Source organism: Marinobacter shengliensis (genome assembly GCF_003007715.1).
In the GTDB taxonomy this organism is placed as follows: Bacteria; Pseudomonadota; Gammaproteobacteria; order Pseudomonadales; family Oleiphilaceae; genus Marinobacter; species Marinobacter shengliensis.
In genome coordinates, this window is sequence record NZ_PXNO01000023.1 from 525,312 (window position 1) to 538,089 (window position 12,778).

Below are 12,778 nucleotides of genomic sequence, written 5' to 3' on the forward strand. Positions count from 1 at the left end.
ATGAGTCCCGGGCGCGTTTTGAGGTAGAATAGCGCGCCATAGAACAACAACCTTGTTTCGGACACATAGCCGAGCGGGGGATTATCAGACCTTCATCGAGAAGGCGTTTTCCATGTCCCCCAAGTGACTGACTGAATTTCTGGAGAGTTTTACATGGCTGATTATCAGGCACCCCTTCGTGACATGCGTTTCGTTCTGAACGAAGTATTTGATGCCCCAGCGCTTTGGGCATCACTGCCCAAGATTGCAGAAAACGTAGATCCCGACACCGCAGACGCGATCCTTGAGGAAGCGGGCAAGATCACCAGTGGCGTGTTGGCACCCCTGAACCGCGAAGCGGACGAGCAGGGCTGTAAGTGGAACGAAGGCGAAGTTTCCACTCCGGAAGGTTTCAAAGAAGCCTACCAGACCATCGTGGAAGGTGGCTGGAACGGCCTCGGCGGCAACCCCGATTTCGGCGGTATGGGCATGCCGAAAACACTGGTGGCTCAGTTTGAAGAAATGATGCAGGGCGCCAACATGGCCTTCGGCCTGGCCCCGATGCTGACCGCCGGTGCCTGCCTGGCCCTGGACGCCCACGGCAGCCAGGAGCTGAAAGAGAAATACCTGCCCAACATGTACTCCGGCGTTTGGTCTGGCGCCATGGACCTGACCGAGCCGCACGCCGGTACTGACCTCGGCATCATCCGCACCAAGGCCGAGCCGAACGACGATGGCTCCTTCAACGTGACTGGCACCAAGATCTTCATTACCTGGGGCGAGCACGACATGGCTGAGAACATCATCCATCTGGTGCTGGCCAAGCTTCCGGACGCGCCGAAGGGCCCGAAAGGCATCTCACTGTTCCTGGTGCCCAAATTCATGGTGAACGACGACGGTTCCCTGGGCGAGCGCAACCAGTTCAGCTGTGGTTCCATCGAGAAAAAGATGGGTATCAAGGCCTCCGCTACCTGTGTGATGAACTTCGACGGCGCCAAAGGCTGGCTGGTTGGTGAAGAGAACAAAGGCCTGGCCGCCATGTTCACCATGATGAACTACGAGCGCCTGGGCGTTGGCATTCAGGGCATCGGCGCCGCCGAAGCCTCCCTGCAGAGCGCCCGTGAATACGCCAACGAGCGTATCCAGAGCCGCGCTCCCACTGGTGCCCAGCAGCCCGAAAAAGCCGCTGACCCGATCCTGGTACACCCAGACGTGCGCCGCATGCTGCTGACCATGAAGAGCTACGTAGAGGGTGGCCGTGCCTTCTCCACCTACGTAGCCCAGTGGCTGGACATCTCCAAGTACTCCGACAACGACGAACAGCGCAAACACGCCGAAGGCATGGTTGCCCTGCTGACTCCCGTCGCCAAAGCCTTCCTGACCGACCGGGGCCTGGACACCACCATCATCGGCCAGCAGGTCTTTGGTGGCCACGGCTTCATCCGCGAATGGGGCCAGGAGCAGTTGGTACGCGACTGCCGCATCACCCAGATCTACGAAGGCACCAACGGGATCCAGGCCATGGACCTGATGGGTCGTAAAGTGGTTGCCAGCCAGGGCAAGCTGTACGAACTGTTCGTGCAGGACGTCGCCTCGTTCATCGAAGAGAACACTGGCGATGCCGCCCTGAAGCCCTACCTGGAGCCGTTGGCAGCCTCTCTGGAGCGCTTGTCTGACGTCACCGAACACGTCATCAAACAAGCCGGCGACAACCCCAACGCCATCGGTGCCGCTGCTGTCGACTACCTCGACATGTTCGGCTACACCGCCCTGGCTTACATGTGGGCCAAAACCGTCAAAGCCGCCGCCCCGAAAGCCGAGGGCGATACCTCCGGCTTCTACACCGGCAAGCTGAAAACAGCCCGCTTCTACTTCGACCGCCTGCTGCCAAAGACCGTCTCTCTGGCCGAAGGCATCCGCAGTGGCAGCGATGCAATGATGGCTCTGGCGGCTAACGAAATCTGACTAAGGTTTCAAAGCTCCGAGACACAAAAAAAGCAGGCCCAAGCGGCCTGCTTTTTTGACTCCAAGAACATTGTTTGGGCGGTGGTCAGGGTGGAGCTTTCCGAAACCTTGCGGAGCCAGGGATGGCGGAGCAGAGCGTACAAGGACGTATTCACAGCGTGTTTCGGAAAGCTCCACCCTGACCAGCGCTTGCACTTTTTGAGAGTTTAGAGGCGATTAATCAACCCAGGATTAACCACAAACGGATTCTCATTACCCTGAATCTCGGCAATACGCTGATGCCGCGCCAACTCCCGATCATCCGGTGGATCCAGCTCATTCCACTCCTGGAACACCGACGTCGCCCCAAGCCAAGGCAGCCCATAAGTGTCCACCATGTAAGCCATCGTGCGGGCAACATCCCCCTTCACATGCTCCGGCGGCTCAAAAAACTGGGCACTCTCCCGAATACCACAATCATCCGCCCGCGTCGCATCGCCCAGATTCTCATAGCGGGCATTCCGCCTCCGCATCTCGACCCGCGAACGAACCGGCACCATATTGTGAAGATCCGACGTAATCTGACGGTATTGATTATCCTGCTTGCATTGGCTTGTGGTACCGCAATTCAGCGCGCTGCGGATATCAGCCGGCGGATAGACATAGCCATCCGTCATAACGAACCCCTTGCTGGTGAACGGCGCGTCACAGAAAAACGACGTTCCGCCGTTTGCATAGAGATTGCCCCAGAACTGATCTTTCACGACCGTCTCTGGATCACTGAAACGGGTATTCTGGCCAATAACCAAGGTTGTTGATAGGGCGAGTATAAGCGTGATGGGAACTAACGTTATTTTTTTCATAGGGCCGTTATACCTCACATTGCACGGCGCATACCGTGGCCATCGCGACGAGCGATTGATGGCAAAATGAACAATCTGACAAAAGTATGACGGAGTGTTCACTCTTTTCTGTGAAGTATGGCACAGAGGCTCAAATAGAGAAGCCCCTGTGCGGATCGTTCATGTTGTAAATTGTTAACGCGTTAACAATCTATTTCATTTTGTTGCGGATGTCCTGATAGCGGGTCTTGAGATCTTCTCCCCATTGGCGAGCCGTGTCTCTCGCCTCATGGCTGGCATTCTCCGCGTCATGGACAACCTGATCCAGTTTCTGGCGGAAGCGATCCCAGTCCTGTTCAAGGTCGTCCCATTCATCTTTTACATCTTCCTTGGCCAGATGTAGTTGCACACGGGCTTCGTCACGGTACTGCTTGATTTTTTCCGACAGTTTGTTGAATTCGTCTTGCAGACTCATAGCGATTCTCCTTCCCTGATGAGTTGGGAAGTCTACAATGCGCCGGAATGTAAAAAACTGTCAAGAGGGTGAAAGCCAGGGTTTTGCGCAGGTTCGCACTGGATTGACCTGGATCAGTTAGGGAGAGCACCTGCAAGAACCGCCGACAAATCCCTGAGGTGATGCCAGGGGGTAAGACCATCAAACCCCTTGGCGGATCGGTCTGTGGCGTTGCACAGGCTGATGGCGCGGTGCAGTTGACGCATATTCAGCCGGCGGGCTGCCTGCTGGATTGCCGACGCTCGCCGGGGCTGGAACACCCCGCGTTTTTTCAGGAACCCCGAAGGATTGTCGCCCGGGGGCAGGGCAGTTTTCAGTTCGATGATGATGTGCAGGTCTCGCACCAGCACACTCAACAAACCCAGCGGGTTTTCACCTTCCTGCTGCAGGATTCCGATGATCTTTCCCGCATGGGCGGCTTTACCGGCGAGTAACTCGGTGACCAACTCAAAGCCATTGAAGCGGGCGCTGTCCTGGACCGCTTGCTCGATAGTCTCTTCGTCGATGGTTTTGCCAGCCGTCAGTAACGCCAACCTGTCCAGTTCCTGGCTGGCAGCCAGAAGATTCCCCTCAAGCCGCTCCGTGAGCATCCCCAGGGCCCCGCGGGTAAGGCTCAGGCCTTGTCCGCTGGCCCGCTGTTGCAGCCAGCCGGCAAATTTATCGGGCTCAACCGGCCAGACCGGTACATGGACACCGCAGCCTTGCAGAGCCTTGTACCACTTGCGTTTGGTTTCTGCGGCGTCGAGTTTGGCGCTGATGAGTAGCAGGATAACGTCTTCAGGCGGTGCCTCAAGAACCTGTTCAAGAACCTTTCGGCCATCACCCAGCTTGCCCGTTGGCAGGTGAATTTCAATGCGCCGCTTTTCAGCAAACAGGGACAGGGCGTTGCATTCATCGGCAACGGCATTCCAGTCCAGTTGATGATCGGCGTGGTAGGTCAGGCGATCCTGATACCCGGCGTCCCGGGCCGTCTTTCGAATCAGGTCACAGCATTCCTGCACCAGCAGGGGCTCGTCACCGGAAATCAGGTAGACCGGAGCCAGACCTTTCTTGAGCAACTGGGGGAGCTGGCCGGGCTGGGTCTTCATGGCGCATCGGCTTGGTTCTGGCTTGTTTCGTACTCTGCGATGGCCGCGTCAATCCGCTCCTGGCTCATCGGCGCCAACCGGAAGAGTACCTGTTGTGCCAGTCGATCCCCGAGCTGTTGCCGGAGTTCTTCTTCTTCCCGTTGCTTGGCCAGCACATTGGTTTCATCGTAACGATAGGTCTCGCTGGTGGTCAGATCGGTTGCCGCGATCAGCGGGATCCGGTCTGCGGTCAGCAACTCCATAGTGACTTGATGTCGCAGTATGTACTCTGCCGCGGCGGCCTGAGCGGTAATGGCGGATGCCCGGCGGTCCTGCTGGTAGCTTCTCAGCCGAAGCACGTAGTCCGCCGATGAGGCATCCTGCAGATCAATGCCCCCCAGCCTGAGTTGATCCCGCACCGACTGGCAGAAACGCACAGGCAATGAGTCGGGGCAGTCTACCGCCAGTGGCTGGAGGGAGGCCGGCACCGGTGAGGTGCCCCGTAACTGAAAACCGCACCCGGCAAGCGTGGCGGTTGCCAGCATTGCCAGTAACGGCAGCCGGAGGGCTTTCAGAAAAAAGGGCACCGAAGGCATATCAGTTAGCCACCACGTTAACCAGCTTGCCGGGTACAACGATGACTTTGCGCACGATTTTGCCATCGGTGAACCGCATGACGTTCTCGTTCTCCAGAGCCAGTTTCTCCAGGTCTGCCTTGCCGATATCCGCAGGCACACTTTCTTTTGCCCGCACCTTACCGTTGACCTGCAGCACCACTTCTATCTCACTGCGGACCATGGCGCTCTCATCAGCAACCGGCCAGTTGGCATCAACCACGGGTTCTGAGTGGCCAAGGGCCTGCCAGAGAGTATGGCTGATATGTGGCACGATGGGCGACAGCACCAGCACTGCCACCTCCAGTGCTTCCTGGCGAACGGCGAAGCTCTGGGGCTCGTTGTCTGTCAGTCGGCTGACTTCGTTCAGCAGTTCCATCACAGCGGCGATCGCCGTATTGAAGGTGAGGCGACGACTGATGTCGTCACTGACCTTGGCAATGGTTTCGTGGGTCTTGCGGCGCAGATCCTTCTGGGCGCTGTTCAGGCTGCCAGCCTCAAGAGCGGGTACCTCACCACCAGCGGTTTGCTCATTGACCAGACGCCACAGCCGCTTGAGGAAGCGGTGTGCGCCTTCCACGCCGCTGTCAGACCATTCGAGGGACTGCTCTGGCGGCGCAGCAAACATCATGAACAGACGAACGGTGTCGGCGCCATGCTGGTCAATGATCGTCTGAGGGTCGATGCCGTTGTTCTTGGACTTGGACATCTTGGTGACGCCGCCAATCTGAACCGGCTGGCCGTCTTCATTGTGGACCGCTTTCACCACTTGTCCTTTGTTGTCCCGTTCGACCGTGACATCGGCCGGGGCAATCCAGGTGATCTTGCCGGAATCATCTTCCCGATAGTAGGTCTCAGCCAGCACCATGCCCTGACAGAGCAGGCGATTGAACGGCTCCGAACTGTTGACCAGGCCAACGTCCCGCAGCAGTTTGTGGAAGAAGCGGGCGTACAAAAGGTGCAGGATCGCGTGCTCGATACCGCCGATGTACTGATCCACCGGCAGCCAGTAATTGGCCGCTGCCGGGTCCAGCATGCCCTTGTCGTAATTCGGGCTGCAGAAGCGCGCGTAATACCAGGACGACTCCATGAAGGTGTCGAAGGTGTCGGTCTCAAGGGTGGCCGCCTGACCGTTATATTCGGTTTTGCACCACTCCGGGTCGGCCTTGATCGGTGACTGAACGCCGTCCATTTCGACATCTTCCGGCAGGCGAACCGGGAGCTGGTCATCCGGCACCGGCATCTCTGTGCCGTCTTCCAGCGTCATCATCGGAATGGGCGCGCCCCAGTACCGTTGACGCGACACACCCCAGTCACGCAGGCGGTAGTTGACGGTGCGCTTGCCGATACCGTTGTCTTCAAGGTATTTCGCGATCTCGTCGAAGGCTTCCTCGCTGGTCAGTCCACTGTATTTGCCGGACGACACAAGCACACCTTTCTCGGTAAAGGCCTTTTCCTGTACGTCGATATCGCGGCTGTCATTCGGCGCAATCACTTGTTTGATCGCCAGCTTGTACTTCAGGGCAAACTCGTGGTCACGATCATCATGGCCGGGAACGGCCATCAGTGCGCCCGTGCCGTAGTCCATCAGCACGAAGTTGGCGACCCACACAGGCACCTCTTCCTGGGTCAGCGGATGAATGGCCTTGAACCCGGTGTCGATGCCCTTCTTTTCCATGGTGGCCAGTTCCGCTTCGGCCACTTTGCTGTTGCGGCACCGCTCGACAAACTCAGCGACATCCCTGTGCCGTTCCGCCGCAGCCTTGGCCAGCGGGTGTTCTGCTGCCACCGCCATGTAACTGACGCCCATCAGGGTATCCGGACGGGTTGTGTAAACGGTCAGGCCGTCTTCCCGGTCTTTCAGCGGGAAAGTCAGCTCAGTACCTACAGACTTGCCGATCCAGTTCCGCTGCATGGTCTTGACCTGCTCGGGCCAGTCTTCCAGCTGGTCCAGGTCGTTCAGCAGTTCCTCGGCGTAATCGGTAATGCGGATAAACCACTGGGGAATCTTCTTCTGCTCAACCAGGGCGCCGGAGCGCCAGCCGCGGCCATCCACCACCTGCTCGTTTGCCAGAACCGTCTGGTCGACGGGGTCCCAATTTACGGTGGACATTTTCTTGTACACCAGGCCCTTTTCGTAAAGACGGGCAAAGAACCACTGTTCCCAGCGGTAGTATTCGGGATCGCAGGTGGCCAGCTCGCGGCCCCAGTCGTAACCAAAGCCCAGTTGCTTGAGCTGTTTCTTCATGTATTCGATGTTCGCCCGGGTCCACTTGGCGGGGGCGGATTTGTTGGCAATGGCGGCGTTCTCGGCGGGCAGGCCGAAGGCGTCCCAGCCCATGGGTTGCATGACGTTTTTGCCTTGCATGCGCTGGTAGCGGGAAATCACGTCGCCGATGGTGTAGTTGCGAACGTGGCCCATGTGCAGTTTGCCGCTGGGGTAGGGGAACATGGACAGGCAGTAGTACTTGGGCTTGCCGGGCTCTTCCTTCACTTTGAAGGTTTCGTTGGTTTCCCAGAAGTCGCGGGCGGTCTGCTCTACATCACGTGGGTTGTATTGTTCGTCCATTCCTGCCATTACCAAAAGTACCCTGTGTGAAAATGAGGTTCGAAAGGGCCGAACATTCTAACGCACCCAAGGCTTAACAGGTAGTCTGCCAATTTCGCAGACTTGTGCCAGACTTCTGATATTGGCGTGCCGTCTTTTTCCGGAGAAAGGCAGCGGCCGGTAAGGCCTCCTGAGACACGCCGTAAACCCATCCGTGGGGGCTTGAGCGCAGCGTCCCTGCTGCGCACAGTCTCAGGAGGCCTTACCGGCCGTTGCTCCGGGACACTGTCGGGGATTCCGACGAATCCACGTCTGCGGTAGGGGAGACAGGGTGCGGGTGTGCTTTACGGGACTGTCTGCAGCAGGGATGCTGCAGTCAAGCGTACATGGACGTATTCACAGCGTGTCCCGGAAAGCACACCCGCACCCTGGCTCTGGCACCATAAAGCGAAGTCAGGAATTGAGTACTAGGCCCAATATCGAGCGAGGCAAGCCCATGACAGAACCAGAACGCAATCACCTTTCAGGCAAGGCCCTCGAGGCTTACGACAGAATGCTGGAGCGGGTACAAACCCGTTTGCATGAGCTCCAGGAAACCTCACTTCAGACTCTGGAGGAAGAAGTTCAGAAAGCGGTTGAGTTTGAATACGAACTGGAAGAAATGACCCGTGAGGAAGCCGACCTGCTCGGCGCCTACCTTGAGCGGGACCTGGAGCACCTGCTGAACTTTGTCGAGGAAACCGGAGAGGGCCTGAAAGAATGGTTGCAGCTGGATATCTCGTTACTGGAGCACACCCTGGCGGATCGACTGCTTTCGGTGGCCGACAAAACCCTGGTGGACACCCTGGAACTCAAACAGAAACTGGAGAACCAGGACATAAGCCACTATATCTCGGGCGAAGTGGCCACCGCCGGTATGTTCCGGTGCATGAATTGCAACCACATGGTGTGCCTGACCAAAACCAGCCACTTGCACCCTTGCGAGGCTTGCGGTTCCCATTACTTCGAGCGGGTAACCAGCCGCTGGCCACCTAAGGAGTAGGATTTTTCGGGATTACCCGTTCCCGCACAAACACGATCAGGATCACCGCCAGGGTCAGCACCGGCCAAGAACCGGTCTGCATGTAGGGCGTGCTGCCGGTGGCGGGGAAGACCTCACCGGTCAGTACTGCCCGTTGGAACTGCGGAATCCGTTCGGTGATCTCGCCCTTTTCGTTGATGATCGCGGTAACGCCGTTATTCGTGCCCCTGAGCATATAGCGGCCGGTTTCCAGGGCGCGCATACGGGCCAGTTGAAGGTGTTGCAATGGGCCAATGGAATCACCGAACCAGCCATCGTTGCTGATGGTTAACAACAAGCCGGAGTTACGGGCATTGAAGGCGACAAAGTCCGGATAGGCTACTTCGTAGCAGATGTACGGCATGATGTTGATGCCGTTGGCCACCAGTGGAGACTGGTATTTGGGCCCTGGGGTGAAGCTGCTCATGGGCAGGTCGAAAAAGCCGATCAGTCCTCGCAGAACGCCCTGCAACGGGACATATTCGCCAAACGGCACCAGCTTCTGCTTGTGGTAGATGCCTTCACCGTTGCCAATGGCCATGATGCTGTTGTGGAAGGTGAAGTCGTCGATACGATCGCTGTAGCCGTACCAGGGAATGCCGGTGATCAGCGTGCTTTCATCGCCGAGCTCTTCGTGGATGTGATCAAGCACCTTGCCGGCCTGGTCCTGGGGGATCGGAATCGCGGTTTCCGGCCATAAAATAAGATCGCGTTGCCAGTGGGCCTCGGTCATGCCCAGGTACGCCACAATCTGGTCCCGCAGGAAATCCGGGTCCCATTTGATCTGTTGGGGAATGTTGCCTTGCATGGCGGCAAAGGTGACCGGCTGTTCGCTCAGGTCAGTCCAGTCGGCTTGTTTCATGGCCGGTGCGAGGAACCAGGGCAGCAGAGTGAGTACTGCGGTGACCGCTGCTGATTTGCGGTGCCCGGACAGAACAAGCCACCAGATGGCATAGGCAGACGCACCCGTGACTGCGATCCAGAAGGTGATGCCATGTACGCCTGTGAGGGGGGCCAGACCGCCAAGTGGTCCGTCCGTATGGGCAGTGCCGAGGTATAGCCAGGGAAAGCCTGTAAGTAACCAGCCCCGTAGCCAGTCTCCCAGAACCCAGATGGCCGGAAACAGGAGCAGGCGCCGGATCATGCTTTCTTTGGCCAGTTTGCCCCAGAACCAGAAGGCAAGGCCGTGGAACAGCGCCAGCCCTGCTATAAACAGGACCATCAGCAGGACAGCCACTGGCACTGAGGTGTTGCCGTGCTCGCTGATGCTGATGTAAATCCAGCTTGCGCCCGAACCGAACAGGCCAAGGCCGATAAACCATCCGGCGCGAAACAGTTTTTCCGAGGCCTGGTGGAGTGTTACCAGGACAATCAGAAAAACCGAGAGGGGGCCAAGCCACCACAAATGAAAAGGTGAAAAGGTGAGGGTCTGGAGTGCGCCGGCAATCAGCAGGATTGCCGGGCCAAACCAGGGGTGGTCAGTAAACCGCAGATTCAGAGGGCGACCAAGGCCAGGTTCATGATTCACTTCGCGTTACCTGCAACAAACGGATGACTCGGTTATCGGCGTTGGCAATAGTAAACTGCAAGCCGCCGAATTCAACCGTTTCTCCCCGTCTGGGCAGGTGACCAAACTCTTTGAGAACCAGGCCGCCAATGGTGTCGAACTCTTCCTCGTCCATCATGGTTTCGAAAAATTCGTTGAAGTCTTCGATCGGTGTGACGGCTTTCACGGCGTAGGTACCGTCGCCCCGGGCCTTGATGTGAGTTTCCTCGTCGAAGTCGTGTTCGTCTTCGATCTCGCCCACGATCTGCTCCAGCACATCCTCGATGGTGATCAGGCCGGCGGTGCCGCCGTACTCATCCACCACAATCGCCATGTGGTTGCGGTTTTCCTTGAACTCTTTGAGCAGCTGGTTCAACCGCTTGCTTTCGGGAACAAATGTTGGTGGCCGGAGGATCTCCCGGATACTGGTCCAGTTCAGTTCGTTGTTGATTGCAAGCGGGAGGAGGTCTTTTGCCAGCAGCACACCGATCACGTCGTCCTGGCTTTCACCGATGACCGGGAAACGGCTGTGGGCGGATGACATGATTTCCGGCAGGAACTCTTTCGGATCCTGGGAGGCTTTGACGGTGATCATCTGGGAACGGGGGATCATGATCTCATCCACCCGCATGTCGATGACCTGCATGGCACCTTCGATGATGCTCATGGAATCGACGTCAATAATTTCCTGGGACTCTGCGTCCCGCAGAATCTCCAGCACGTCCTCGACGGACTCAGGCCCGCTGGAGAAGGCCTGTGATATACGCTCCAGCCAGGACTTGCCGCCCTGGCTGCGACTCGACTGATCGTCGCTCATGAGTCTGGTTCCGTTTCCTCTGCTTCATAAGGGTTAGCAAATCCAAGCTGCGCAAGCAGCCGGACTTCGAGGGCTTCCATGGCCTCGGCTTCGTTATCTTCAATATGATCGTAGCCCTGGAGGTGCAACATACCGTGCACCACCATATGGGCCCAGTGGGCGACAGGTTCTTTATGCTGTTCCTGCGCTTCCTTTTCAACAACCGGCGCGCAAATCACCAGATCTCCGGCCAATGGCACCGTTATACCCGGTGGTGCTTCAAATGGGAAGGACAAAACATTGGTGGGCTTGTCCTTGCCCCGGTACTGGTGATTCAGGTCCTGACTTTCCTCGTTACCAACAATACGGATCGTCACTTCAGACGGATCCTCGCCCAGCCATGCCTTTTCAGCCCAGACCTGGAACTGTGTTTCGTCGGGTACACCGGTGCTTTCATAAGCTACCTGGAAATCCACGGTCAGTTTGCTCATGGGTTGGTTGAGCCCCCGTCACCGAACGAGTCGTAGGCTTCCACAATGCGCTGAACCAGCGGATGGCGAACCACATCTTTTGATTCAAAGCGGGTAAAGCCAATACCGGGGACCTTGCTGAGCACGCTGGCGGCATGAATCAGCCCGGAGTTCTGCCCGCGCGGCAGGTCCACCTGGGTAGTGTCGCCGGTAATCACCGCCGTGGAGCCAAAGCCAATCCGGGTGAGGAACATTTTCATCTGCTCCCGGGTAGTGTTCTGGCTCTCGTCCAGAATGATGAACGAGTTATTCAGGGTACGGCCACGCATGAACGCCAGTGGTGCAATCTCGATCACGCTTTTCTCGATCAGTCGGGTTACCTGGTCAAAGCCGAGCATTTCATAGAGCGCGTCGTAAAGAGGCCGAAGGTAAGGGTCCACTTTCTGGGCCAGGTCGCCGGGCAGAAAGCCCAGTTTCTCGCCAGCTTCCACCGCTGGGCGTACCAGCAGGATGCGTTTCACCTGTTCGTCTTTCAGTGCCTCTACCGCACAGGCCACGGCCAGCCAGGTCTTGCCGGTGCCCGCAGGCCCGATGCCGAAGTTTATGTCGTGGGTACGGATGTTGTGCACGTACTTTTGCTGATTCTGACCGCGTGGTTTGGCGGTCAGCTTCGGAGTTTTGATGACGGTAATTTGGCCTTCGTCATAGGGCACGTCATCCGGCAGGCGCTCCAGGCCGGTTTCGCGGATAAACAGGTGCACGGTATCCGGTGGAATATCTTCGCTGGCTTCGGTTTCCCGGTACAGGTGCCGGATGACTTCGGTGGCGGCGGCTACATTTTCGGTGTGACCCTCCACCCGGAAGTGGTGGCCTCGGCGGCCGACTTTTACCTGCAGACGTTTTTCGATCATCTTCAGGTGTTCGTCGAACTGGCCGCAGAGGGTGGCCAGCCGACGCTGGTTTACCGGGTGCAGGTCAAATTGTCTGGTATCGTGAGTGTTCAATCTTGCTCCGTTTCGTTGGATCTTCCCCGCTCGTTTGGGAGCTGAATTCGGGGGAGTTCGCTGCTTGGTTCTGGTGTTTGGCTGAAGGGCTGGTGAGGCTTTCCAAAAAACGCCCGCAAGTACGTCCGTGTAGGGCTTCGTCGCGCCGTCCCTGGCGCTCCAGATTTTTGGAAAGCCTCACCAGCCCTTCGCCCGTCTGACTAATGTGCAGGCCGGTTGTGTGAAAAACAAGAGTGTGTAGTCCAAGAAGTTTGGCCTAGACGCCAGTAAGTCACTAGCAATGGTTCGCATGCAATTGCCAAGGCCAGCATGTGAGTAGTCCGGTGGTCCTCACAAAATCTGGAATGGCTAGTCATTTATCAGGCATGCCATTTTGAAGTTTGCCGGTGACAGG

The 12,778-nt window shown here is 57.4% G+C and carries 11 protein-coding genes; 2 read left to right on the forward strand and 9 right to left on the reverse strand.

All coding sequences use genetic code 11. The annotated features are described in order from the left end of the window. Positions 1-153: 153 nt before the first annotated feature. Positions 154-1,944, forward strand: coding sequence for an acyl-CoA dehydrogenase C-terminal domain-containing protein (locus C7H10_RS11705; protein WP_106694997.1), 1,791 nt, complete (start codon positions 154-156; stop codon positions 1,942-1,944). Positions 1,945-2,150: 206 nt separating this feature from the next. Here the strand turns inward: C7H10_RS11705 and C7H10_RS11710 are convergent, their stop codons facing one another. The 5 genes from C7H10_RS11710 to leuS form a co-directional block, all read right to left on the reverse strand. Beyond that, a complete protein-coding gene (locus tag C7H10_RS11710) occupies positions 2,151-2,786 on the reverse strand; it encodes an endonuclease (protein WP_106694998.1) in 636 nt (211 codons plus the stop codon). Positions 2,787-2,976: 190 nt separating this feature from the next. Further along, the gene (locus tag C7H10_RS11715) at positions 2,977-3,240 is read right to left on the reverse strand and encodes a hypothetical protein (RefSeq protein WP_061331558.1); all 264 of its coding nucleotides are present in this window, start codon (positions 3,238-3,240) and stop codon (positions 2,977-2,979) included. 113 nt (positions 3,241-3,353) lie between these two features. After that, positions 3,354-4,367 (reverse strand): DNA polymerase III subunit delta, encoded by a 1,014-nt coding sequence (gene holA / locus C7H10_RS11720; RefSeq protein ID WP_106694999.1) that lies wholly within the window; start codon positions 4,365-4,367, stop codon positions 3,354-3,356. After that, the gene (locus C7H10_RS11725) at positions 4,364-4,942 is read right to left on the reverse strand and encodes an LPS-assembly lipoprotein LptE (RefSeq protein ID WP_106695000.1); all 579 of its coding nucleotides are present in this window, start codon (positions 4,940-4,942) and stop codon (positions 4,364-4,366) included. Before C7H10_RS11725 ends, holA begins: the two co-directional genes overlap by 4 nt. A gap of 1 nt (position 4,943) precedes the next feature. Continuing rightward, on the reverse strand, positions 4,944-7,529 hold the full coding sequence (gene leuS, locus C7H10_RS11730; RefSeq protein WP_106695177.1) for a leucine--tRNA ligase: 2,586 nt from the start codon (positions 7,527-7,529) through the stop codon (positions 4,944-4,946). Positions 7,530-8,004: 475 nt separating this feature from the next. On the opposite strand from leuS, the gene C7H10_RS11735 reads away from it, so the two are divergent. Further along, the gene (locus C7H10_RS11735) at positions 8,005-8,550 is read left to right on the forward strand and encodes a zinc ribbon-containing protein (protein ID WP_061331555.1); all 546 of its coding nucleotides are present in this window, start codon (positions 8,005-8,007) and stop codon (positions 8,548-8,550) included. Here the strand turns inward: C7H10_RS11735 and lnt are convergent. The 4 genes from lnt to C7H10_RS11755 are packed head-to-tail and all read right to left on the reverse strand — an operon-like array spanning position 8,540 to position 12,384. After that, positions 8,540-10,066 carry an apolipoprotein N-acyltransferase gene (gene lnt, locus C7H10_RS11740; protein ID WP_396631715.1) on the reverse strand — a complete coding sequence of 509 codons (1,527 nt, stop codon included), beginning with the start codon at positions 10,064-10,066 and terminating at the stop codon, positions 8,540-8,542. The two genes, C7H10_RS11735 and lnt, sit on opposite strands and share 11 nt — an antisense overlap. A 19-nt stretch (positions 10,067-10,085) precedes the next feature. Beyond that, entirely contained in the window at positions 10,086-10,931 is an 846-nt protein-coding gene (locus tag C7H10_RS11745; protein ID WP_106695002.1) for an HlyC/CorC family transporter, read from the reverse strand. Further along, positions 10,928-11,401 carry an rRNA maturation RNase YbeY gene (gene ybeY / locus C7H10_RS11750; RefSeq protein WP_061331553.1) on the reverse strand — a complete coding sequence of 158 codons (474 nt, stop codon included), beginning with the start codon at positions 11,399-11,401 and terminating at the stop codon, positions 10,928-10,930. The genes C7H10_RS11745 and ybeY overlap by 4 nt, the downstream gene beginning before the upstream one ends. Next, a complete protein-coding gene (locus C7H10_RS11755; RefSeq protein ID WP_106695003.1) occupies positions 11,398-12,384 on the reverse strand; it encodes a PhoH family protein in 987 nt (328 codons plus the stop codon). Before C7H10_RS11755 ends, ybeY begins: the two co-directional genes overlap by 4 nt. Positions 12,385-12,778: the final 394 nt, after the last annotated feature.

Coding starts and splice junctions, on each gene's coding strand:
- C7H10_RS11705 (WP_106694997.1), top strand. CDS start 154: ATGGCTGATTATCAGGCACCCCTTCGTGACATGCGTTTCGTTCTGAAC.
- C7H10_RS11710 (WP_106694998.1), bottom strand. CDS start 2,786: ATGAAAAAAATAACGTTAGTTCCCATCACGCTTATACTCGCCCTATCA.
- C7H10_RS11715 (WP_061331558.1), bottom strand. CDS start 3,240: ATGAGTCTGCAAGACGAATTCAACAAACTGTCGGAAAAAATCAAGCAG.
- holA (WP_106694999.1), bottom strand. CDS start 4,367: ATGAAGACCCAGCCCGGCCAGCTCCCCCAGTTGCTCAAGAAAGGTCTG.
- C7H10_RS11725 (WP_106695000.1), bottom strand. CDS start 4,942: ATGCCTTCGGTGCCCTTTTTTCTGAAAGCCCTCCGGCTGCCGTTACTG.
- leuS (WP_106695177.1), bottom strand. CDS start 7,529: ATGGACGAACAATACAACCCACGTGATGTAGAGCAGACCGCCCGCGAC.
- C7H10_RS11735 (WP_061331555.1), top strand. CDS start 8,005: ATGACAGAACCAGAACGCAATCACCTTTCAGGCAAGGCCCTCGAGGCT.
- C7H10_RS11745 (WP_106695002.1), bottom strand. CDS start 10,931: ATGAGCGACGATCAGTCGAGTCGCAGCCAGGGCGGCAAGTCCTGGCTG.
- ybeY (WP_061331553.1), bottom strand. CDS start 11,401: ATGAGCAAACTGACCGTGGATTTCCAGGTAGCTTATGAAAGCACCGGT.